The organism is Neobacillus niacini, from assembly GCF_030817595.1.
GTDB classification, from domain to species: domain Bacteria; phylum Bacillota; class Bacilli; order Bacillales; family Cytobacillaceae; genus Neobacillus; species Neobacillus niacini_G.
Window position 1 is genome coordinate 772,660 of sequence record NZ_JAUSZN010000001.1, and the last position, 22,355, is coordinate 795,014.

Genomic DNA, 22,355 nt, shown 5'->3' on the forward strand with positions numbered 1-22,355 from the left:
AAATAATAGGCTTAGTGTTATCCAATAACACTAAACTTCAATGTGGAGGGATATACTTTGAATATACTTTTTAGCTTATTAAGATCGTTGATGCTTCTAGGGATTAGGTTAACTTATGTACTTAATAATGCTCAAGCTAAGTTGAACTTTCTTTTAAGGAAGCCAGTTAGACTAAGCCCAGTGTATTCGTAAAGTATGATCATTTCGCATTGCAGGAACAAAAGGTGAGCATAACACTATGCTTGCCTTTTTATATAGAAGGCTGTGTTAATTTGCCTGTTGATTTCCGCTCCACTAAGGAAAGCTTCTTCGAATAATCACCGCAGGGACAGGCGGTTTTTGCCTGTCACGAGGCACTTCGCTTCCCGCGGGCGTGCCGGGGAGCCTCCTCGGCGCTAAAGCGCCTGTGGGGTCTCCACAGCCCCGTACTCCCGCAGGAGTCTTCGTGCCTTCCGCTCCAATCAACAGGGTGCAAAATCAACATTTAGCATTTGCACAGCCATATAAAAAAAGTCCAGTATTGACTTGGACTTTTTTCCATGCTCATTATTTTAATATTTCTCTATATTCTTTACCTTTTTCTACATAGTTATCACTGGAATATTTGAGCATTTGCAGGTCTTTTTCTGTTAATTCACGGACTACTTTCCCTGGTGAACCTAGAACTAAGGATCGTGGGGGGATCTTAATACCACCCGCTAAAAGTGTGTTCGCACCAATTATACATTCTTCTCCAACTTCGACATTGTCTAGTAAAGTCGACCCCATTCCAATAATTGAATTTCTGCCAATCTTACAGCCATGCAAAATAACATTGTGTCCAATGGTTACATCGTCTCCAATTTCTACCGGAGAACCTTCATACAAATGAATCGTGGAGTTATCTTGAATACTACATCTTTTCCCAACCTTAATCGGGCCATCATCTCCACGCAGCACAGCATTAAACCAAACGGTCGATTCCTCTCCAATCGTAACATCTCCAATAATATAAGCACCAGGTGCGACAAATACACTTTCATGCACGTTAGGTGTGGTCCCTTTGTATGGAAAATTCATTGTTTTACTCGCTCCCTTATATTCAGAATTGTTTTACATTTCAGCAAAATTATACCATTACTATCAGAGGAACGAAAATTGTAGGATTGAAAAAGACTACTCAAAAACTAAAAACTGAGGAGATATTCCCTTAAGTAAGTATCAATACTACTAGGAAAAAATAATCATTTTAACAAAATAGAGAAAATTACCCCAACAAAAAGATTGATAAACTAGTATAAAAGGATTCGTGCGCCTCAAAAAAAGATTACTTGTCGACCTAAAATTGGACTATTTTTCCATATTTCCCAATAAATACTATTTTATCAATTTAGACTTACGCCAGTTTTTCAGACTATATTCGACACAAACAACACTCTCAAAACGTTATTTTTAAGATAGCACCATGTTTATGACATAAAGAGTGCGAAGGAAGGAGGGCAGGAAACGAATAGTTACTACCATACTTAGGGGGTAATGGGATGAGAAGAAAGAAACACCGGTTGTTATCAGTGTTTTGTACCGCGATGCTAGTTTTGCCTATGCTCATACAGCCTCAAGTGAATGCAGCTGCTACAAAAGGAGTAAGTGTTTCAGCGAAAGACAGCTTAACATCTCCAGCACAAAAGATCTCAAATAGTCTAGAGAAACAGTTTGATGAGAAAGAAAAAGTAACCTTTTTAATTAAGATGAAGGAGCAGGTAGATACGGCTAGCGTAGCAAAAGAGGCTGATAAAAAAGCAAGCGTAAATAAAGTAACACCTGCCAAAGCTAAATCATTAAAGCGTTCTTCGATCGTTTCTGAGCTAAAAGCAACAGCACAGGAAACTCAGTTCGAGCTGTTAGAATACCTCGAAAAACAAGTGGAAGCTGGACATGTAAAAGACGTTCATTCCTACTATGTAGTAAATGGAATTGCAGTAACAGCCACAAAAGAGGTAATGGAAAAGGTTGCAGCTTTCCAAGAAGTAGAAAAAATTCTTCCTAACGAAACAAGACAACTGTTCGTTCCAGAAACGGCTGAAGCGGTTGTAGAACCGAAAGCTGAGACAAATTCGATTGAGTGGAATATTGATCGTGTTGGTGCACCTGCAGTTTGGGAAATGGGGATCGATGGAAGTGGTATTACCGTCGCGTCTATTGATACAGGTGTTCAGTGGAACCATCCTGCATTACAAACAAAATATCGTGGTTATGATGAAGGAACAGGTCAAGTAACACACGAAAACAACTGGTTTGACGCTGTTGGCGGGCAATCTGCACCATATGATGATATCGGACATGGAACACATGTTACGGGTACAATGGTCGGATCTGAACCAAATGGTTCAAATGCCATTGGTGTTGCTCCTGGTGCAAAATGGATTGCAGTTAAAGCATTTTCAGCAGCGGGTGGTACCGACGCGGATTTATTAGAAGCTGGTGAATGGATAATTGCGCCAAATGGAAATCCGGATTTAGCACCAGATGTCGTTAATAACTCATGGGGTGGAGGCGCAGGTTTAGATGAGTGGTATCGCCCTATGGTTCAAGCATGGAGAGCAGCAGAAATCTTCCCAGAATTCTCAGCTGGTAACACAACATTAACCAATCCAGGCGGACCTGGTTCCGTTGCAAACCCTGCAAACTACCCTGAATCAGTCGCTACAGGTGCAACAGATATTAATAATTTACTAGGAAGTTTTTCCTTATTAGGACCATCTCCATATCAAGAAATTAAACCGGAGCTAACTGCACCAGGCGTTAACATTCGTTCTTCCGTTCCCGGAAGCAGTTATGAAGGTGGATGGAATGGAACATCGATGGCTGGACCTCACGTAGCAGCAGCGATTGCCTTATTGCTGCAAGCGAATTCAAGTTTAACCGTAAATGAGTTAGAAGAAATTTTAATGACCACTGCGGTTCCTTTAACAGATAATACCTATCCAGAATCTCCGAATAACGGTTATGGATCAGGTCTATTAAATGTATATGATGCCGTATCCTCTGTGATTTCGGGATTAGGAAAGCTGAAAGGACAGGTAACAAAAGAAGGAAACGACAGTGAAGCTCCCGTGTTAGAACATTCCCAACCTGCCACGGTTTTTGCAGGAATGCCACTAACGTTACAAGCTTCAGCTGCCGACAATATCAGTGTAACAAATGTTGAAGTGGTATATCAATTAGAAGATGGAACATCGAATACAATTGCTGCGGAACGTATCAGTGGGGATTATAAAAATGGAATCTATCAAGCTGCAATCCCTAGTGAGCATATTGCCGGTGAATCCTTCTCCTACACGATAAAAGTAACCGATTTCGGTGGTAATGAAACAATCAATCAATATTCTGTAGCAGTACTCCCAGGCATTACGGTAGGGTATGCACATGATTTTGAAAGCAATCCAGATGGCTGGACTACGTATGGTGCATTAAATACGTGGGAATGGGGCGCACCAACAAGCGGACCAGGTGCTGCGTTCTCGAGTGAAAGGGTGTATGGAACAAACTTAGACGGTACGTATGACAGCAGAGCCAATATGTCACTACAAATGCCGCCAATCGATTTACCAGAAGGAAGCAGTTACTTACAATTCAAACAATGGTACAATCTCGAAAGAAACTATGATTATGGTCACGTCTATGTATCGACAGATAATGTAAACTGGGTTCAAAAGCTGCGGGTAAATAATTTATCCAATGGATGGATAGATGGTGAAGTGGATCTAAGTGAATACGCCGGTCAACGTATCTATGTGGCATTTAACGTAACGACTGATGGCAGTGTGGTTAGAGATGGCTGGTATTTAGATGACGTACGGCTAACTGATACGGCACACACTGCACCACAACAGCTTGGTGTAGTTGCTGAAAAACAAGATTCATCAGAGAAGGATGGCTTGAAAGAAAAAGTCGATCCAAATAAAATTACCATTCAATTCCCAGAGGTTTCTAAAGAAACCAGCAGTGAAAAGGCTGCTCCGTTTGTCCTCCCTATGCAGGCCCAGGTAACCGTTTTAGAATCCGGACGATCTGTAAAAACAAATCCTGCAAACGGAAGCTTCGAAATGACACATGCTGCAGGTGAATTTACCGTTGTTGCTGAAAGTTACGGTTTCCGTTCAGAAACCCAAACCGTGAACATTGAGCAAGATGGTGAAGTTACAGCTAACTTTACCTTAGAAGAACTTCCAAAAGGTACAGTAACAGGAACTGTCATCAATCAAGCAACAGGTGAGCCTGTATCCGGAGCAACTGTCTACTTGATTGAAGATGCAAACATTGCACCTGTTGCAACAGATGCTAGTGGTCACTATTCTTTAACAGGCTATGAAGGGGATTATACATTAAAAATCATTGCCCCTCATTTCTATAGTCAAGAAGTGTCTGTTTCACTTCAAGGAACTATTGCACAAAACTTCGAATTGAAGCCATTCATTGGGTACCCAAGTGAAATTGGCTATGATGACGGCACAGCTGAAAATGCACGAGCATTTTACGATGCAGGTAATGGATGGGCTGTAAAAATGTCCTTAGCACCTGGAAATGAAAAGGCACTCGTATCCGGAGGGTTATTCCGATTCTGGGATACAGAATGGCCTGTTCCAGGTGGTACCAATTTCAAAGTGGAAGTTTATGATGCTAGTGGTCCAGATGGAGCACCAGGTAAAAAACTTGCTGGCCCTATTGATGCAACTGCATTACGTAATGGTCAATGGACACATGTAGATTTAAGCAGTCACGGCATCGTGGTCGAAGGAGATTTCTATCTTGTTTACATCCAAGCTGGAATCAACACCGCATCACCTGGACTTGCGACAGATGAAGATGGTGAAAATGCATTAAGAAGCTGGCAATTAGTTGGCGGTGCTTGGTCACCATCACCTGAAGAAGAAGGAAACTACATGATTCGGGCCGTGGTTGACTATGAAGTAACTGCACCAACGATCACATCTCCTGTGGATGGTTCCTTCACAAACGTTGGCACTGTGACCGTTGAAGGGAAAGCAGCACCAACCACAAACGTTCACATTTATAATCAGGGAGAAGAAATTGGTACAGTCGAAACAGGTGATAATGGAACTTACGCTATTGATGTATCCCTTCACGAGGGAGAAAACAGTTTAACAGCCAAAGCTTCAACTGTACAGGGTATTACCGATCCATCAGCACCAGCTATGGTGGTTTACGACCCGACTGCACCAGAGTTAGCCATTACAAGCCCGACAGATGGCGGAAAAATAAAGAAAGAAACTGTTACTGTTACTGGTACAGTCGTTGATGATTATTTAAACTCTGTAACTGTTAATGGTACACCGGCAAAAGTCGAAAGTGGCACCTATTCCGCACGAGTTCTATTAGATGAAGGAACAAACAGTATTACAGTCACAGCAGAAGACCGCGCCGGTAATCGTACAGTGCAAACCGTACAAATTGCTGTTGACTTTACTGCACCAGTGATTGCAGATGTTAAACCTTCTGAGGATAAGACATTGAAAAAAGGTGAAAGTGTAAAAATCGAGTTTACAAGTGAGCCTGGTTTAAAAACATCTTTTGTGATTCATATGCCTTTAACCAACCTTAATTCTGTACAAAATGCGACAGAACTGCCATTGATGGAGGTATCACCGGGGTATTATGTTGGCTATTATACAGCCACAAAAGACATAACAGCCGACGGTGCGGTCATTGAAGTCAAAGCAGTAGATTCTTTTGGAAATGAAACAAGAAAAACAGCAGCTGGAAAATTGTTTATAAACGTTAAGAAAAAGTAATAAATAAAGAGGAGCACCTTCCAGCTAGTCTGGCAGGTGCTTTTTCTGTTAAAGAATATGTTGATTTTTCACCCGGAAATCCTTATGAAGGACTAATCTCATTGGGTACTCTCCTGATTTTTCTTTCATCAACCTTTTATACCGTTGTACTAATAATCAACAATGAAATTTAACAAAGCTTTATATCAACAAAATGTAAGCGCTTTTATAATTAACAAAATAATTAAAATAGTCAAAAAATATTGACTCTGCCGCTTTACAGTGATAATCTTATAAATAATTTAAAACGAATTGATGACGAGAACAGTAAGCTAAGCACCTTGTCCAAAGAGAGTCGACATTTGCTGGGAGTCGATGGCAGGGCTTTTCTGAAAATCATCTCCGAGATGTGCAGCTGAAAAGATTAAGTAAGCTACACCGGAATAATCCACCGTTACAGGGAACACGTATCATCATGATACGTTTATCGAGAGCCACAGCCTGGTATTTTTTGCTGTGGAAGTAGGGTGGTATCGCGAGTTAAACTCGTCCCTATACACGGGGCGGGTTTTTTGTTGTTTTCAAATAAATATAAATGCCTTATAAGGGCGATTTAGTTGGATCAAAAAAAAGAGGAGGAAAGTGAAATGAATCAACAAGTAGACCAAAAAGAAAAAACTGTACAGGTAGAGGATATCATTATTGCCAGCCACACCATCAAGGATGTGATTTCGCCAACTCCTCTGCAGTATAATCACTTATTATCTGAGCGATATGACTGTCATATTTATTTAAAAAGAGAGGACATGCAAAGTGTTCGTTCCTTTAAAATCCGTGGTGCTTATAATCGGATTAAAAAGCTAACAGCGGAAGAATTAGAGAATGGAATTATTTGTGCAAGCGCCGGAAATCACGCACAAGGGGTGGCCTATTCTTGCAATCATTTAAAAATTAACGGAAAAGTATTTATGCCAAGTACGACTCCAAAACAAAAGGTAAATCAGGTGAAATTTTGGGGTAAGGAACATGTAGAGATTGTTTTAGTAGGGGATACCTTTGACGACGCATATGAAAAAGCGATGGAATGCAGCAAAGTAGAAAATAGAACGTTTATCCATCCGTTTGATGACCGAGACGTGATTGCTGGTCAAGGTACGGTTGCAGTTGAGCTGCTGAATGATTGTCCTGAAAAAATTGATTACCTATTTGGTGCTATTGGTGGAGGCGGACTTCTTTCTGGAGTCGGTACTTATATGAAACATTTTTCACCAGAAACCCAATTAATTGGTGTAGAACCACAAGGAGCAGCCGGGATGAAGGAGTCTATTTTTAATGGAGAGGTTACCTCTCTGAAAGAAATTGACCCGTTTGTCGATGGAGCAGCAGTGAAAACCGTCGGTTCCATGACGTTTGAGATTTGTAAAGAAGTCGTTGATGATATTGTGGTAGTTCCAGAAGGAAAAGTCTGCACCACACTATTAGCTCTCTACAATGAAAATGCGATTGTAGTTGAACCAACAGGTGCACTCTCCATTGCCGCACTTGATCAATTTACAGATGAAATTAAGGGCAAAACGGTGGTCTGTATTGTAAGCGGCGGAAACAACGATATCGGCCGGATGCAGGAAATCAAAGAACGCTCCAAGTTATATGAGGGGCTTCAGCATTACTTTATTGTTCAATTTCCACAACGACCAGGAGCATTACGCGAATTTTTAGATGATGTCCTGGGGCCAAATGATGATATCAGCCATTTTGAATATACAAAAAAGAATAACCGTGAAACGGGACCAGCTTTAGTAGGAATTGAGTTGAAGTGCAAAGATGATTACTTTCCATTGATTGACCGTATTAAGACTAAAGGCTTTGTTTACCGTGAAGTAAATAAAGACAGCACCTTGTTCCAAATGCTAGTTTAGATAAAACAAAGAGACCAATTGGGCTCTTTTCTATTTTTGACCGAAAATTGGGTGGGACGGTCAATTGGGTAACAATACTTCCGCTGAAATGGAATTTTCATTTATAATAGATTCAAGATTAAGATTACATTAAAGTACAAGGTGGGGGCTACGTGTCGAAGACAATTTATACAAATGGTGTCATTTATACTCTTGATTCCAACCAGCCAGTGGTGGAGTCGGTGGTAACTGAGAATGGCAGGATTCTAGATTTAGGTTCACATCACGAGATGAACTTACAATGGGGAAGAGCAGGGGCAAGAGTAATTGACCTGCAGGGGAAAATGGTTACTCCTGGACTAATTGACAGCCACTTACACATGTCCGGAGTTGCATTTAATTTTTTAGACTTAGACTTAACAGGGGTAACCTCTAAATCCGAAATGCTCGATAAAATAAAGCAAAAAGCGGATACCGTTGCTCCTGGTAAATGGCTGATTGGAATGGGCTGGGATGAGAATCTGTTTACAGAAGGAACGATTCCCACTATCGATGAACTAGATCACGTTGCACCACATTGTCCGATTTACCTTAAAAGAATTTGCTATCATGCATTTTTAGTCAATAGTAAAGCACTTGAAATGAGCCACTATTATCCAACGATTGAAGTACCGCAGGGTGGAAGGGTGGTTTTAGATCCGCAAACCAAAAGACCGACAGGACTGCTGTTGGAGTCGGCTTCCCAACTAGTTACTAAACATATTCCAGATAAAACATACGATGAGTTAAAAAATGGTTTGGGACAAGCAATGAAATTCGCTATTAAAAAAGGGTTAACCAGTGTACATACAAATGACCCGGCTTATTTAGGAGGATTGGAGCAAACGTATCGCATGTATGATGAGTTACTCAATCAAGAGCAAAACGGGTTACGCTGCAACCTTTTGATTGATTATCCATATCTGCCTGCATTAAAGGAAAAAGGGAAGTTTGCTGGTTTTGGGAATGAGAAACTGCAAATCGGTGCTATCAAAATATTTGCAGATGGTGCATTTGGACGACGAACTGCATTGCTATCAGAGCCTTATCACGATGAACCTGGTCAATTTGGTGAAGCCATGCAAACGGAAGAAGTTCTTTTTAACATTGTAAAGGACGCACGGGCGCAATCCATGCCAATAGCCGTTCATACGATAGGTGATCAGGCGCTGGAGAATGTTCTCAATATTTTAGATCAATTTCCAAAGGTGAATTATCGTGACCGGATTATCCACACTTCATTAGTTAGGGAAGATTTAATAGCTCGATTAGCGGACCCAAGTATTGTAGCCGATATCCAACCTAGGTTTGTTGTTGGAGATTATCCATGGGTAATCGACCGGATTGGTAAAGAGCGGGAATCCTATTTGTATGCCTGGAAATCCCTACTCTCTAATGGAGTTATCTGTGCAGGCGGATCAGACGCACCTGTTGAACCAGTTGATCCATTGCTTGGTATTCATGCAGCTGTTACTCGAAGAACCCCCGGTAAGAATGAGGTCTGGAATGAGAGTCAGAAGATCTCGATGTTTGAGGCTGTTGAGCTTTTTACAGTGGGCGGGGCTTATGCAACAAACGAAGAAGCGATAAAAGGTACAATTTCAAGAGGGAAGTTAGCGGACATGACGGTGTACTCTAAGAATCTCTTTGAATTGGACAATCCTGATGAACTATTAAATACAAATATTGAAATGACCATTATTGATGGGGAAATTCAAGAGGTTTAAAAAAAATAAAAAACAATGGATCTCGTAAAGCGGGGTCCATTGTTTCTTAAGCAAACATTTTAATAAGCTAAAAGCGGTTGGGAAGATGGGTATTTGTAATATTGTCTAACCGTTAATGAGATACCCTTAGCAATCGAAGTCGCCATCGTATATACAAGATTAAGATCTGTACATAACAACGAATTTTTTAATGCCGGATCATTCTCGAGGACCACACCAGTAATACTGCAGTTCCCAATTGGAGGTAGAATATTTCCCAGCCCAACACCCGGTACTACTGGTCCGTCCTTTACCACGATAGAGTTTACGTATTCTTCACTTCCTAAAACGCTATCAATTGCTAGAACAAAACTATTTTTTCGGAAGGAGAGTTGTCCTAGTTCAGGGACAAGTGTTGTTGCGTCAAGTGGCGCCTGCAGGTTTCCAAGGACGGTTAAGTGATCAGAAAAGTTGTTCTTCAACAGGCTTCCAACAAAAGGACCCAGGCTGTCACCATTAATCCGACTAGAGCCAATTCCAATCACATAAATATGTTCAGTCCCATCAGGTATAAGAGAATAAAGTGCTTGCCGTATATAGAGAGGTGCTAATCTTTCATTATAGGGAATAATTATATTGGGTTTAGATTGTAAACTAATACTAACCGTGCTGCTGCCCATGCTTTAACACCTCACCATCGTTTATACTTTCAAAAAATTCTTCATTCCTATAAAATAATCCTTCTATTTTTTAAAAAATTATCAAACCAACTAATCTATAATTCCTTTGCAATTGCACGTCCTGCTTGTCTGCCGGTAAATAGGCATCCACCGAGAAAGGTTCCCTCTAGTGCACGGTAGCCATGAACCCCGCCACCGCCAAAACCGCAAACCTCGCCAGCGGCATATAAACCGGGCACAGGTTCACCCGTTGAATTAAGTACCCGTCCAGATAAATCTGTTTGGAGACCGCCTAAAGTTTTTCGACTAACAATATGTAGGCGCACCGCAATCAATGGACCATTTTTAGGATCTAGTAATTTATGAGGAGAGGCGACACGAATTAACTTGTCACCAACATAATTGCGTGCTCCGCGAATGGCAGTTACCTGCAGATCCTTTGTAAACTTATTATCCATCTCTCGGTCTCTAGCAGCGATTTGCCGCTCGATCTCATTTAAGGTTAGGAGGTTATCACCCGTAAGCTTATTCATACCTTCCACAAGCTCAGTTAAATTATCTGCAATGACAAAATCCTCGCCTTTGTCCATAAACGCCTTAACCGGCGCTGTAGGTCCGGGAAGAACACGGGACAATACTTTTTTTATACTTTTTCCAGTGAGGTCAGGGTTTTGTTCAGACCCAGAAAGTGCAAACTCTTTTTCTATTATTTTCTGAGTTAAGATAAACCAGGAATAATCATATCCCGTTTTCTGAATGGCTTCTAACGTACCTAACGTGTCGAACCCAGGGAAATTCGGCGTTTGAAAACGATTTCCTTTTGCATCAAGCCAAATAGACGATGGCCCTGGAAGGATGCGGATACCGTGATTGCTCCATATTGGATTCCAGTTCTTAATCCCTTCAGTATAATGCCACATACGGTCGCGGTTTACGATTCTGCCTCCAGCATTTTCTGTAATTTCTAGCATTCTTCCATCAACATGATCAGGAACACCTGAAATCATATTTTTGGGCGCTTTCCCGAGTTGCGGCGGCCAATTTTTTCGAATTAAGTCTGGATTTCCCCCGATGCCGCCACTTGTTACAATGACAGCTTGTGCCTGAAATTCAAAATCACTGATTACTTCACGTGAACTTGCTTGGCCGCGGGCTGCTGAGCTAGGGACGAGAATGAATCCGTTGACTCCAACAACAGCACCATTTTCTGTCAGTAATTCATTGACACGATGCCGAGGACGATAGTCCACAAGTCCTGTCGACATGGCATTACGGACTTTTTTTTCAAATGGCTCAACAATACCCGGACCCGTTCCCCATACAATATGGAACCGTGGTACAGAGTTTCCATGTCCATCAGCTAGGTATCCGCCACGCTCGGCCCAGCCCACTACCGGAAAGAAACGGACTCCCATTTTATATAGCCATTCACGTTTTTCTCCGGCAGCAAAGTCTACATAGGCTTGTGCCCATTTTTTACCCCAGTAATCTTCGTCTTCTTCTCTATCAAAGCCAGCTGAACCAATCCAGTCTTGCCAGGCAAGTTCACGTGAATCTTTTATTCCCAATCTTCGTTGTTCAGGTGAATCAACTAGAAACAATCCACCAAAGGACCACCAGGCCTGTCCGCCCATTGAAGCCTCTGGTTCTTGATCAAGCAGCAGCACTTTCTTACCTGCGTCCGCAAGCTCAGCTGTGGCCACTAAACCAGCTAGCCCTGCACCTACTACAATCACATCAAACTTCATACTTTACCTCCAGAACATTAGATATATTGATGGTATTTTAACTATTCCGAAAAGTCAATCGAGGATTTGTAACAGGAATATGGACGTCGAAAATAGAATAATAGTAGTAATGTTTTGAAGAGGGGAGATTATTCTAGCCATGACGAATAGTAAAGGGAAATATAACCCAAACGCAAGTATCGAAGATTTAGAAGAGGCGAAACGACTTCCTGGTTTCGGCAAACCGCTTCCCAAAAATTTTTTCTCCGGTGATATCTACTCTAATTTTCAAAAAACGGCCAAAGAAGCCGGTTATTTACCGCCTTTTGTTACATTACAAAAGGAAATCAAACAGGATATGGCAAAGCTGCTAAAACTAATTGACGAAGGGTCCACTGAAGAGAAGATTAATACCTTTATTGATGAAATAAACGTGAAGGTAAAAAAGTATAATATCGAATGTCCAACAAGTATGCAAAAGATGTTAATTAGCTTAGAGGATATTGAACTGCATGCTAAGATTTGGCAATAAAATGAGAATATTAGACACCAATTCACATAGGTAATAAGGTAAAGAATGAATATTAGAGAAGGGATGTTGAGAAATGGACGATCGTTTTTTTCGAAATGCAATGGGGAAATTTGCAACGGGTATTACCGTTGTTTCAACTGAGGTAGAGGGTGAAGCACATGGGATGACAGCGAATGCATTCGTATCTGTCTCATTAAATCCTAAATTAATCCTTGTATCCATCGATAAAAGAGCTAGAATGCTGCCTTTCATACAACAAACGAAAAAATTTGCGGTTAGTTTCCTATCTGAAGATCAACAAACTGAATCAATGAGGTTTGCAGGACAAATAAAAGGGGAAACGCCCTATAATTTTGAGACATTCGGAAATCTGCCTGTTATCCAGGGAGCGCTTGCGAACATAACGTGTAATTTTTACAATGAGGTTGAAGCAGGTGATCACGTTTTATTTATTGGTGAAGTTACTGACCTTAAGGTGAATGAAGGAGATCCTTTGTTGTATTTCGGCGGTCAATACCGTAAATTATCACAATAACACCTTTAAGAGGCTGTCACTTGGCAGCTTTTTTCTATTGTGGTTGTATGATTCTATAGTACAATTAAAATAGGAGGGGTTACCTTGTTAAAGAAAATAAGAATTATATTGGGAATCATTGTTATATTATTAGCAGGATTTGGATTAATAACGAAAAATTTTGTGGCGCAGCCAATCATGATGTTGAGTTTAAGTGCTTTTATTTTAGCCGGTGGTTTGGACGAGCTAAAACAAGGGATAAAACGACGTGGATATATCAGTATTTTTCTTGCGGTATTCGTATTAGCGGTTGCCATACAAACGTTCCTAAATAGTCCCAAATAAAAAACGGAGAAATCTTATGATTTCTTCGTTTTTTTGTCTACATTTTTTTGATGTAATGCAAAAATTTGGATTTCAGGAAGCGTTTACAATTCAAATTATTTCCCAACTTTCTACAGCTAACAACATATTGATTAATTAGAAATTTCTAAATAAACTCAATATTACAGTCTTAAGAAAGCTGTACATAACAAAAAGCAGGAGAGGGGAAATGAGATGAAAAAGAAAAAAAGGATTGCCTCAGCATTACTTGCATTAACCATGGGGGTTTCTTTGTTTGCCTCAGCCGCTTACGGTGAGGGCACAGATTCAAAAGAAACGTACCGAGTCTTTATCAAAGGACCAAGTTCTGAAAAAGCAAAAGCAAAGCAAACGACTGGAGTACGATGGGATTTTGGAGATGAAGGATATACAACCACTGTCAATTCCAAACAATATCAAGCTTTACTAAACAATAAAAATTTAACCATTGAGAAGGTTTCAGAAGTACAACTGGATCGCACAGAAAATGCTTCAAAAGACAAAATCGGAACTACGGCTATTACGTCTCTTCCAAGTGACCGTACACCTTGGGGAATGCAAGCCATTTACAATGATCCAAATATTACTGTTACATCAGGCGGCGCGGGGATTAAGGTTGCAGTTCTAGATACTGGTACGTATATCAATCATTACGATTTAGTAGGTAGTTCAGAACAATGTAAAGACTTCACCCAATCATCTTCACCTATTGTTAATAATTCATGTACAGACCGTAACGGGCATGGTACACACGTCGCTGGAACTGTATTGGCACACGGGGCTTCTGATGGTTTAGGTATCTATGGTGTAGCACCGCAAGCGAAACTTTGGGCTTATAAGGTATTAACGGACAGTGGATCAGGTTATTCCGATGATATTGCAGGAGCGATTCGTCATGTAGCGGATGAAGCTGTAAGAACAGGCTCAAAAGTAGTTCTGTCTATGTCACTCGGCTCAAGCGGAAAAGATACAATGATTGCTAGTGCAGTAGATTATGCATATGGCAAGGGCGTTTTAGTTGTCGCAGCTGCAGGTAACTCCGGATATGCGGCCAATACGATTGGATATCCAGGTGCCTTAAAGAATGCCGTTGCAGTAGCAGCCTTAGAAAATGTTCAGCAAAATGGCACTTATCGTGTTGCGGATTTCTCATCTCGTGGTAATCCATTAACAGACGGTGATTATGTCATCCAAGAAAAAGATGTAGAAATCTCTGCACCTGGTGCTGCCATTGAATCAACATGGTATGATGGTAATTACAATACAATCAGTGGAACTTCCATGGCTACTCCACATGTTTCAGGCTTAGTAGCAAAAATTTGGTCATCTAATTTGTCTTGGACTAATGCTCAGCTTCGTTCTGAGTTACAAAGAAGAGCCAAATTGTATGACATTAAAGGCGGATATGGTGCAACAACTGGAGATGACTATGCTTCAGGATTCGGTTTTGCTAGAGTAAAATAATCATAGAGAAAAAGCCATCTGATTTTAAGATGGCTTTTTTTCATTACCGTTTGACTACGGAAAGTATAAAGATCGTTGCAATTATAGAAAGTGCTCCCAGCCATTCAATTGGACTAAAGGAAACATGAAGCCAGGCTACGGCTAGAAAGGCGGCAGAGAGCGGTTCAATACAGGCTAAAAGGCTCGCTTCAGAAGCTTTTATGTATTTAAGACTTTCCATAAAGCAGAGAAATGCGATTAAGGTTCCAACTAGAACGACAAATGCAACTGCCATAAAAGAAGCAGGTGACCAGTGACCTTCAAATTTCCATGGAGGATGGAAGAGACTTAAGCCAATTCCTCCGATCATCATTCCCCAGCCAACGGTTAACGTCGTTCCCCATTTTGTGAGCAATTTTACCGGGTATAGCGTATAAAAAGCCAAAGCAAATGCAGATAGTATCCCCCAGCCAAACGCCGAGCTGGATATCGCTAGTGAATGGATATTACCTTTTGTGACAAGCAGAAATGTCCCGCCTAGCGCAAACACAATGGCGATTACCTCATGGTTTACAGGTAAAGACTTGGTCCGGAAGCAAAAATATAAGGCGATAAGTACTGGTGCTAAGTATTGCAAAACGGTAGCAGTGGCAGCATTCCCTTGCTCTATCGCCATAAAGAAAGTATATTGAACACCCAGCATACCGATAATTCCAAACAAAACAAGCTGAAGAACATCCTGTTTATTTTTCCAAATACTCCATATATTTTGTTTCCCAACTATATGAGCATATAGTAATAAACCCAGTCCCGCCAAAAGTAATCGTATGACTACAAGCCAGTTAGTACTGAAGCCTTGCTGATGAAATAGGTACTGTGCGACCGTTCCTGAGACACCCCATGATGTCGCCGCGATTAATACTAATAAAATTCCCTTTGTCCGTGGATACGACAAAGAAGCACCAAGTGTGGTCAAATATATCCCCCCCAAATAAACCATTCTATTAATTTATCAGAAATTGTAAAAGTTTTAAAGAAGATTTTGGCTAGAAATTTTTATAAAAAAGAAAAGCCATTAGACAGTTTAAATGTCTAATGACTTTTACTTTTATCTAGGTGTTAGCGTCTTAACGGAAATAGCAGGGGAGTAGGAAGTAACGATGCAGCCTTCAAGATTACTTTCACTTAATAAACCCAATTGAAGTGCAGATTTAATTTTTGCATCATCTGGCTTTTTAACAACCTGAACCAGTTCGTTCATTTGTAATTCTTCTAATCTTTTGACGGTAACCTCTTCATTATATTTTTCTATTTTCCTAATTTGCCTTTGCAGCTTATATCCATTTAACGTGATTTCGGCCTTATTATCAGGACCTACCAGTTTATTAAAATAATCCTGAAACAGGTCCTTTAATTGATTCATTTCCAGTTCAATTTCCTTTTTCTTCTTATTAAGCTCATAATATTTCACCAGCATCTCATCTGTAATGAAGGAATCATTCTGTTTAACCAAGATCCTCTCCTCCTCATCGAACGTATATTCTATTGTATTAGCATCAAAGGAGTATTAGTACGATTAACCTTCTACAAATATTTTAAAATCGGAGGTGAAAAGGGCGAAGCTACACTACAAATTTTCTAACTCTCGGTCATGATGACCTAGGTATAATTACCGATTACCGAAAATAACATGAAGGTAGGATTTGCCCGTATTTACAGGTCATCTACATAGGAATTTAGACTCCGATAATATGGGTGAGGCTATAGTAAATTGAATAGAGGTGTTAAGGTTGAAGAAGATTTTAAGTATTGTATTTTTTATGTTACTTCTGGCGCTATTGGCTGCTTGCGGGAATGATGAAAAGACTACAAGTGATGAACCGGCAACGGAAGAAACAGAAGGCAGTGAAGATTCCAGCGGGAACGAGGATTCTGGTACTACAGGAGATTCAACGGCGACATCTCTAGCAGGCAATGAAGTTTTTCAAAAGAGCTGCATTACATGCCACAGTTCTGGGGACATTACAGGTGGTCAAACGAAGCTTGATGGTGCCAAAATCCATGGAGATTTTAAAACAAAAGAGGATCTCTTAGCATTTGTTGAAAAGAATATGCCGAAAAGCGCTCCTGCTTCTTTATCAGCAGATGAGTACCAAGCAGTAGTAGACTATTTATGGGATCAAAAATAAATAGATTACTATATAAGGTATTGGTTTGAACGGAACCAATACCTTTTTGATTTCAAATAAATTCCTATTTTGATAATAATTGATCGAGATGTTTCCGTATTGCTTCGGGATTTCCAGAAATACTCGCTTCTCGAAGTTCGTCTTTTTTTAATTTTTCTACAGATAAAGCCAAAATTCTTTTTTCTCTTGCTTGAGGAATGACCACCACTCCGTCGGCATCTCCCACTATGATATCCCCTGGATTTACAGGAACACCTCCACATGAAATGGGCACATTCACTTCACCTACTCCAGCTTTTGCGCCTGCTGCAACTGTCGTCCCTCGGGAGAAAACAGGGAAGTTTAACGCCTTAATTCCAACAATATCTCGAATCACTCCGTCGACCACAAGACCGCCAATCCCCAATGTTTGTGCCATGCCTAAAACAAAATCACCGGCAATAGCCCTGTATTGGTCTCCTTTTCCGTCGACAACTAAAATATCACCTGGATTTGCTTCACGAATGGCTTTGAGGACCAAGAGATTTTCACCAATAGGTATTTTTACTGTGTAAGCTCGCCCGGCAACCTTGTAATTTTCCTTAAGAGGCTTAATCGCAGGATGAAGATTATTTAAACCATCCATTGCGTCTGATATACAAGTAGTTGGAATCCCTAGAAAATCCTTTATAATATTGTCCACTTCAATTTCCCCCCTAAGTATAAACATTCACTCTGTATTATACATGTTGCTTTAAGGTAAAAAATTCTCATTTTATAAGAAAAATAGCAATAAGGAAAGCTTGGAGATTTTCCTCCAAGCTCTTTCTAATCCTGAAATTCTCTCATACGGTCTAAAAGCAATCCATCTGTTTTGGTATTTTCTCCGATAACAAAATCGGTCATATAGTAGGTTAAATATTGCCCGAATTGGTTATTCGTTTTTAGTAATAGCTCGTCCACATAGTAAACACCCTTTGGTATTTGGTCAAGAAGGAGGACAGATAGGGAAGCATAAATCCCGCAAGCCACCTGGAAGTAAGTTGCGTTTGTTTTGTATTGAGCAAAGATCTTTTCATTATCCAGCACGTTATATATATAACGCTCTTTATCTGGATAAACCAGTAATACACCGACCAAATCCTCGCCCGTTAACGGTGCTTCGAGGGGATCGAGTACTTTCATTTCAAAATCCCACAAAACATCTGAGTCATCTAAATGTTCGCGGATAATATTAGTGGTATGGTCATTTACCTTATACAAAAATCCACTTTCCATATCAAATAGCTTACCTAACGTATAAACTTCTTCATGTGGCATTAAACAACCATAGAATGTTTTTTTCCCTAAGGTTACTTTAAATTCGATATCATAAACGTTTTCGTATAAAAAAAGCGGTGTACCTTTTTTCATGAACATTGGATAGCACAAAATGGCTTCGTCTAGGAAGCATTCTGGAGACCAGGTTGTATAGATGACATCCTTTTTTGCCTGTGATTTCTTCTTGAAAAAAGATGTATCATGCTCGACAATGTAGCAGCCCAGCGGTTGTTCATCCCCATGTTGTTTCATCAGTTTAAATGCCATCCACTGTACCACTCCTGGGTTCATACCAGAGCATACAATGGCAGTTGTATGATTAAAAGTGTCCTTATGTTTTTCAAAATAATGAATTCGTTCTATCAGTGGAAAACCTGCGAATTGTTCTTCGTGATCATCAATAAATGTATTTTCTAGAGCAGAATTAATATATTTGATTCCTAGGTCGTCACAGCATTGCAGCATTTCAACCGTATCTGCCCATGAAACATCAATCACAATACTTGTATTGGTACTAATTAAATGGCTTGTTAACTGTTCTTTATCGTTAAGGTCAAACTGATGATAGTTCATCAATTTAATTAAATGTGGAAATAGACTTTGATAATATAGGGGATCCTTTTGTTTATGATCAATTAAGTGAATCGCACTGTTCGTAATAAATTGATGTATAGGATCTTTGGTATCACTTACTGAATGATTTAAAATGGAAAGAATAGATTTTGCGACCCCGCCAGCACTTCCCAAAATGGATATAACTGTTTGGTGATCTTTCATTTCAACACCTCGTCCATATTTTTTTATAATATAATATGTTCAAAAGGGTACAAAGGATTGGATTATTATCTTAGAATATCAAAATATGAAATTTTTTTATGTTATCTATAGACCTTAAGGTAGAAGAAGTGATAATAATAGTAGATACACTAGCACGTAGAGTAGGAGTTGAAGTTATTGAGCAGTACATTTCCAAAATGGTATGATTTTTTTATGGGACCTTTGGAACGGAAGAAGTTTATTAAGGTGCGTCAAGACCTGCTTAAAAGCGCGACAGGGAAGGTACTTGAAATTGGTTCAGGGACTGGAGTTAATTTTCCTTTGTATAGAAATGCTGATCATGTCATCGCCATTGAACCAAGTCAGCATATGATTGATCAATCACAGTCAAGAAGTAAATTGGCAGTGGTGCCAATTGAAATGGTTAACGCGAGCGCGGAAAGGCTTCCGTTTGAAGATCATACATTTGATACAGTCGTTGCAACTCTTGTTTTTTGTACGATACCTAATGTGGATGAGGCTATTAATGAATTAAAAAGAGTGTGTAAACCTAACGGAAAAATACTATTGTTTGAACACGTCAAGATGGAAAATACCTTGCTTAGCAGTATGCAGGAAGGGCTAACACCTCTGTGGAAAAAAATCTGCGATGGCTGCTGTCTGAATAGAGAAACATTAAAGGCATTTACTTCACGAGGATTGAAGATTGAGAGAGTAGAGAAATTTTATAAAGACCTCTTTATTGTAGCTGAGCTAAGGAATAGAAAGGAGTAAGTACCTTTTGGTTCCCTCTAATCAGCTTTTTTCAGCTTGCAGGGAAGCAAAAACAACTTTTAATGCCCTCTTATCTGCTATTTCCACTTAGCGGGGAACCAAAGACACTTTTTGATTCCCTCTAATCAACTATTCTCACTCAGTAGGGAGCCAAAGACACTTTTTGCTTCCCTCTAACACGTATTTTGCAAGTTGAAGGGAAGCAAAAATAAAAACCTCAAAATGAATTGAGGTTTTTATTGCGTTCTACGGGCAAAGTCAACAAATCTGAATTTGTCTGGACGGTGCCGGGATTCGGTATACTGGAAAAGACTTGCATCCTCTAAATACACATAGTTTTTAATGACGACAATATTATGGAAACCCTCTAAGTCTAAAAATGAACGATCTTCAGCAGTTGGTTCTTCTACGACTATTTCCTTTTTTGCAAAGCTAATCTTCAGGTTTAAGTCATTTTCAAGGTAGGCATATATGGAGTTTGCGCATATTTCCTCCGTGATAGAAGGGACGTATTTTGCAGCAAGATAATCTTTATCAAGAATGATTTTCTTGCCGCCAATTTCCCGCGTTCGAACAATTTTCCAAACTTGGTCCTTTCCTGAAAGCTGCAGCTGCTGCTTGATATAGGCATCCGGCTTGAAAATTAACGATAACTCATTGACAATCGTCCTTGGCTTTTTTTCCATTTTATCCGCTAATTCTTTAAAACTAACCAGACCAGAAACCGGAAAATCAAATTTATTAATATCAATAACGATTGAACCTTTACCCCTTACTTTTTGAATGTAGCCATTTTGAGCAAGAAGGTTTAAGGCTTTTCTGATCGTTTCTCTAGAAGTATCGTATTGTTCCTTCAGTTCATTTTCAGAGGGGAGAAGGGAGTTCGGCGGAATTTCCCCGCTTTTAATTTGGTCCACAATCGTATTAAAGATAATTTGATACTTATTCGTCATAAAAATCTCCCATTATTTTTTCAAATGATAAACAATGGACTCATACGGTCTTAACTGAATTTCCTTGGAAAGTGGTGCTGAGTCCTCATAATTTGAGAGTAACACACTGCTTGTCAGTCCATCAATGTCTAAACCCTCTGGGAGAGAATAAGCTATGTCTTTTCCATAAAAGTTATTAATAACTAACAGCATTTCATGTTCTGTTTTGCGTGCAAATGCAAAGACAGAATCATGGTCTTCGGAAACCAATTCATAATCCCCGTTCGTGATCACATCATATTCTTTGCGTAAATGGATGAGTTCTTGATAATGATAGAACACAGAATCTGAATCCTTCATCGCATTTTCTGCATTAATTTCTTTGTAATTTGCAGCTGTATAAATCCAAGGAGTTCCAGTGGTGAATCCAGCATGTTCGCTTGCATTCCATTGGACTGGAGTTCGGGAATTATCACGAGATTTTTGTTTTAAGATCTCAATAATCTCTTGTTCTGGCAATCCATCCTTTTTCAGAATTTCAAACATATTTAATGATTCCACATCACGATAGTCATCAATCTTATCAAACTTCGGATTTGTCATACCGAACTCTTCGCCTTGGTATATATAAGGTGTTCCTTGCATCATATGGATGGTCGTCGCTAGCATTTTGGCTGATTCTTTGTGATACTGCTGATCATCACCGAACCTTGAGACAACACGAGGCTGATCATGGTTGCACCAGAAGAGGGCATTCCAGCCGCCGCCTTTATTCATCTCAACCTGCCAATCGGACAGAATGTTTTTTAAAGCATGGAAGTCAAAATCAGCTTTCGTCCATTTTTCACCATTTGGATAATCGACTTTTAAATGATGGAAGCTGAAGGTCATATTGAGCTCTTCTTCACGTGGATTCGTGTAACGAATGCAATTATCGATGGATGTAGAAGACATTTCGCCAACGGTCATGATGTCATATTTTGAAAAAACCTCTTGGTTCATCTCATGGAGGAACTCATGAATTCTTGGTCCATCGGTATAAAATTTACGTCCGTCACTGTTATCTTCAGGGAACTGCTGGTTTTTGGATATTAAATTGATTACGTCTAATCTGAAGCCGTCGACGCCTTTTTTGAGCCAGAAATGCATCATTTCATATAATGCTTGACGTACCTTCGGGTATTCCCAGTTTAAATCGGCCTGGGTAACATCAAATAAATGGAGGTAATACTGGCCAGTGGTTTCATCCCATTGCCATGCTGAGCCGCCAAATTTTGATTCCCAGTTGGTAGGAGGGAGGCCGTCTTTTCCATCTTTCCATATATAAAAATCGCGGTATGGATTGTCTTTTGAGGATTTTGCTTGCCTGAACCACTCATGTTCAGTGGATGTATGGTTGATGACAATATCCATAATGATTTTGATTCCGCGCTTATGTGCTTCTAAAAGAAGCTGGTCGAAGTCATCCATCGTACCGTATTCTTCTTGAATGTTGTAATAGTCGCTTATATCATAACCATTATCTCGTTGGGGGGATTTATAAATCGGAGTGAGCCAAAGAACATCGACACCAAGCTCCTTTAAATAGTCGAGCTTTTGGATGATTCCTTGAATATCGCCGGTACCATTGCCGGTCGTATCATTAAAGCTTTTTGGATAAATTTGATACACAACTGCTGTTTTCCACCATGATGTTGACATGATAAACACC

The 22,355-nt window shown here is 39.9% G+C and carries 18 protein-coding genes and 1 other annotated feature; of the genes, 9 read left to right on the forward strand and 9 right to left on the reverse strand.

Annotated elements, in window-relative coordinates:
- Nucleotides 1-546 precede the first annotated feature (546 nt).
- Nucleotides 547-1,059, reverse strand: coding sequence for a gamma carbonic anhydrase family protein (locus QFZ31_RS03910; protein ID WP_179595482.1), 513 nt, complete (start codon nucleotides 1,057-1,059; stop codon nucleotides 547-549).
- A 461-nt stretch (nucleotides 1,060-1,520) separates the two neighbouring features.
- On the opposite strand from QFZ31_RS03910, the gene QFZ31_RS03915 reads away from it, so the two are divergent.
- From QFZ31_RS03915 to QFZ31_RS03925, 3 genes are all read left to right on the forward strand, one after another.
- Nucleotides 1,521-5,792: a S8 family peptidase gene (locus tag QFZ31_RS03915; RefSeq protein ID WP_307301053.1), complete on the forward strand. Its 4,272-nt coding sequence runs from the start codon at nucleotides 1,521-1,523 to the stop codon at nucleotides 5,790-5,792.
- A gap of 285 nt (nucleotides 5,793-6,077) precedes the next feature.
- Nucleotides 6,078-6,328 (forward strand) — a binding site (T-box leader).
- A gap of 90 nt (nucleotides 6,329-6,418) precedes the next feature.
- Nucleotides 6,419-7,690 carry a threonine ammonia-lyase IlvA gene (ilvA, locus tag QFZ31_RS03920; RefSeq protein WP_307301055.1) on the forward strand — a complete coding sequence of 424 codons (1,272 nt, stop codon included), beginning with the start codon at nucleotides 6,419-6,421 and terminating at the stop codon, nucleotides 7,688-7,690.
- Nucleotides 7,691-7,842: 152 nt separating this feature from the next.
- Nucleotides 7,843-9,435, forward strand: coding sequence for an amidohydrolase (locus QFZ31_RS03925; protein ID WP_307301056.1), 1,593 nt, complete (start codon nucleotides 7,843-7,845; stop codon nucleotides 9,433-9,435).
- Nucleotides 9,436-9,494: 59 nt separating this feature from the next.
- Here the strand turns inward: QFZ31_RS03925 and yyaC are convergent, their stop codons facing one another.
- Nucleotides 9,495-10,094: a spore protease YyaC gene (gene yyaC / locus QFZ31_RS03930; protein ID WP_307301057.1), complete on the reverse strand. Its 600-nt coding sequence runs from the start codon at nucleotides 10,092-10,094 to the stop codon at nucleotides 9,495-9,497.
- A 95-nt stretch (nucleotides 10,095-10,189) separates the two neighbouring features.
- Nucleotides 10,190-11,842: an FAD-binding dehydrogenase gene (locus QFZ31_RS03935; protein WP_307301060.1), complete on the reverse strand. Its 1,653-nt coding sequence runs from the start codon at nucleotides 11,840-11,842 to the stop codon at nucleotides 10,190-10,192.
- Between the two features lie 139 nt (nucleotides 11,843-11,981).
- On the opposite strand from QFZ31_RS03935, the gene QFZ31_RS03940 reads away from it, so the two are divergent.
- From QFZ31_RS03940 to QFZ31_RS03955, 4 genes are all read left to right on the forward strand, one after another.
- Nucleotides 11,982-12,353, forward strand: a complete 372-nt coding sequence (locus QFZ31_RS03940; RefSeq protein WP_307301062.1) for a DUF1992 domain-containing protein — start codon at nucleotides 11,982-11,984, stop codon at nucleotides 12,351-12,353.
- 73 nt (nucleotides 12,354-12,426) lie between these two features.
- Complete coding sequence (locus QFZ31_RS03945; RefSeq protein ID WP_307301064.1) at nucleotides 12,427-12,888, forward strand: flavin reductase family protein; 462 nt, start codon at nucleotides 12,427-12,429, stop codon at nucleotides 12,886-12,888.
- A gap of 84 nt (nucleotides 12,889-12,972) precedes the next feature.
- Nucleotides 12,973-13,212, forward strand: a complete 240-nt coding sequence (locus tag QFZ31_RS03950) for a hypothetical protein (RefSeq protein ID WP_307301066.1) — start codon at nucleotides 12,973-12,975, stop codon at nucleotides 13,210-13,212.
- 213 nt (nucleotides 13,213-13,425) lie between these two features.
- Nucleotides 13,426-14,694 carry a S8 family peptidase gene (locus QFZ31_RS03955; RefSeq protein WP_307301068.1) on the forward strand — a complete coding sequence of 423 codons (1,269 nt, stop codon included), beginning with the start codon at nucleotides 13,426-13,428 and terminating at the stop codon, nucleotides 14,692-14,694.
- A gap of 43 nt (nucleotides 14,695-14,737) precedes the next feature.
- On the opposite strand, the gene QFZ31_RS03960 is transcribed toward QFZ31_RS03955, so the two are convergent.
- Together QFZ31_RS03960 and QFZ31_RS03965 are read right to left on the reverse strand one after the other, a co-directional pair.
- The gene (locus tag QFZ31_RS03960; protein ID WP_373459819.1) at nucleotides 14,738-15,673 is read right to left on the reverse strand and encodes a DMT family transporter; all 936 of its coding nucleotides are present in this window, start codon (nucleotides 15,671-15,673) and stop codon (nucleotides 14,738-14,740) included.
- Nucleotides 15,674-15,781: 108 nt separating this feature from the next.
- Nucleotides 15,782-16,186 carry a hypothetical protein gene (locus QFZ31_RS03965; RefSeq protein WP_307301072.1) on the reverse strand — a complete coding sequence of 135 codons (405 nt, stop codon included), beginning with the start codon at nucleotides 16,184-16,186 and terminating at the stop codon, nucleotides 15,782-15,784.
- Between the two features lie 277 nt (nucleotides 16,187-16,463).
- Here QFZ31_RS03965 and QFZ31_RS03970 point away from each other — a divergent pair, with 277 nt between their 5' ends.
- Nucleotides 16,464-16,862 carry a c-type cytochrome gene (locus QFZ31_RS03970; RefSeq protein WP_307301074.1) on the forward strand — a complete coding sequence of 133 codons (399 nt, stop codon included), beginning with the start codon at nucleotides 16,464-16,466 and terminating at the stop codon, nucleotides 16,860-16,862.
- Nucleotides 16,863-16,926: 64 nt separating this feature from the next.
- On the opposite strand, the gene QFZ31_RS03975 is transcribed toward QFZ31_RS03970, so the two are convergent.
- The gene (locus tag QFZ31_RS03975; RefSeq protein ID WP_373459820.1) at nucleotides 16,927-17,571 is read right to left on the reverse strand and encodes an RraA family protein; all 645 of its coding nucleotides are present in this window, start codon (nucleotides 17,569-17,571) and stop codon (nucleotides 16,927-16,929) included.
- A gap of 98 nt (nucleotides 17,572-17,669) precedes the next feature.
- Nucleotides 17,670-18,938, reverse strand: a complete 1,269-nt coding sequence (locus QFZ31_RS03980) for an S-adenosylmethionine decarboxylase related protein (protein WP_307301079.1) — start codon at nucleotides 18,936-18,938, stop codon at nucleotides 17,670-17,672.
- A gap of 177 nt (nucleotides 18,939-19,115) precedes the next feature.
- Here QFZ31_RS03980 and QFZ31_RS03985 point away from each other — a divergent pair, with 177 nt between their 5' ends.
- Nucleotides 19,116-19,712, forward strand: a complete 597-nt coding sequence (locus QFZ31_RS03985) for a class I SAM-dependent methyltransferase (protein WP_307301080.1) — start codon at nucleotides 19,116-19,118, stop codon at nucleotides 19,710-19,712.
- A 236-nt stretch (nucleotides 19,713-19,948) separates the two neighbouring features.
- On the opposite strand, the gene treR is transcribed toward QFZ31_RS03985, so the two are convergent.
- Together treR and treC are read right to left on the reverse strand one after the other, a co-directional pair.
- Nucleotides 19,949-20,665 carry a trehalose operon repressor gene (gene treR, locus QFZ31_RS03990; protein ID WP_306076839.1) on the reverse strand — a complete coding sequence of 239 codons (717 nt, stop codon included), beginning with the start codon at nucleotides 20,663-20,665 and terminating at the stop codon, nucleotides 19,949-19,951.
- A 12-nt stretch (nucleotides 20,666-20,677) separates the two neighbouring features.
- Nucleotides 20,678-22,345, reverse strand: a complete 1,668-nt coding sequence (treC, locus tag QFZ31_RS03995; protein WP_307301084.1) for an alpha,alpha-phosphotrehalase — start codon at nucleotides 22,343-22,345, stop codon at nucleotides 20,678-20,680.
- Between the last annotated feature and the right edge of the window lie 10 nt (nucleotides 22,346-22,355).

What these genes read in the sequence shown, in the direction of transcription:
- QFZ31_RS03910 (WP_179595482.1), bottom strand. Translation starts at nt 1,059, where the DNA reads ATGAATTTTCCATACAAAGGGACCACACCTAACGTGCATGAAAGTGTA.
- QFZ31_RS03945 (WP_307301064.1), top strand. Translation starts at nt 12,427, where the DNA reads ATGGACGATCGTTTTTTTCGAAATGCAATGGGGAAATTTGCAACGGGT.
- QFZ31_RS03935 (WP_307301060.1), bottom strand. Translation starts at nt 11,842, where the DNA reads ATGAAGTTTGATGTGATTGTAGTAGGTGCAGGGCTAGCTGGTTTAGTG.
- treR (WP_306076839.1), bottom strand. Translation starts at nt 20,665, where the DNA reads ATGACGAATAAGTATCAAATTATCTTTAATACGATTGTGGACCAAATT.
- yyaC (WP_307301057.1), bottom strand. Translation starts at nt 10,094, where the DNA reads ATGGGCAGCAGCACGGTTAGTATTAGTTTACAATCTAAACCCAATATA.
- treC (WP_307301084.1), bottom strand. Translation starts at nt 22,345, where the DNA reads ATGTCAACATCATGGTGGAAAACAGCAGTTGTGTATCAAATTTATCCA.
- QFZ31_RS03975 (WP_373459820.1), bottom strand. Translation starts at nt 17,571, where the DNA reads ATGTTTATACTTAGGGGGGAAATTGAAGTGGACAATATTATAAAGGAT.
- QFZ31_RS03940 (WP_307301062.1), top strand. Translation starts at nt 11,982, where the DNA reads ATGACGAATAGTAAAGGGAAATATAACCCAAACGCAAGTATCGAAGAT.
- QFZ31_RS03960 (WP_373459819.1), bottom strand. Translation starts at nt 15,673, where the DNA reads ATGGTTTATTTGGGGGGGATATATTTGACCACACTTGGTGCTTCTTTG.
- QFZ31_RS03955 (WP_307301068.1), top strand. Translation starts at nt 13,426, where the DNA reads ATGAAAAAGAAAAAAAGGATTGCCTCAGCATTACTTGCATTAACCATG.
- QFZ31_RS03980 (WP_307301079.1), bottom strand. Translation starts at nt 18,938, where the DNA reads ATGAAAGATCACCAAACAGTTATATCCATTTTGGGAAGTGCTGGCGGG.
- QFZ31_RS03915 (WP_307301053.1), top strand. Translation starts at nt 1,521, where the DNA reads ATGAGAAGAAAGAAACACCGGTTGTTATCAGTGTTTTGTACCGCGATG.
- ilvA (WP_307301055.1), top strand. Translation starts at nt 6,419, where the DNA reads ATGAATCAACAAGTAGACCAAAAAGAAAAAACTGTACAGGTAGAGGAT.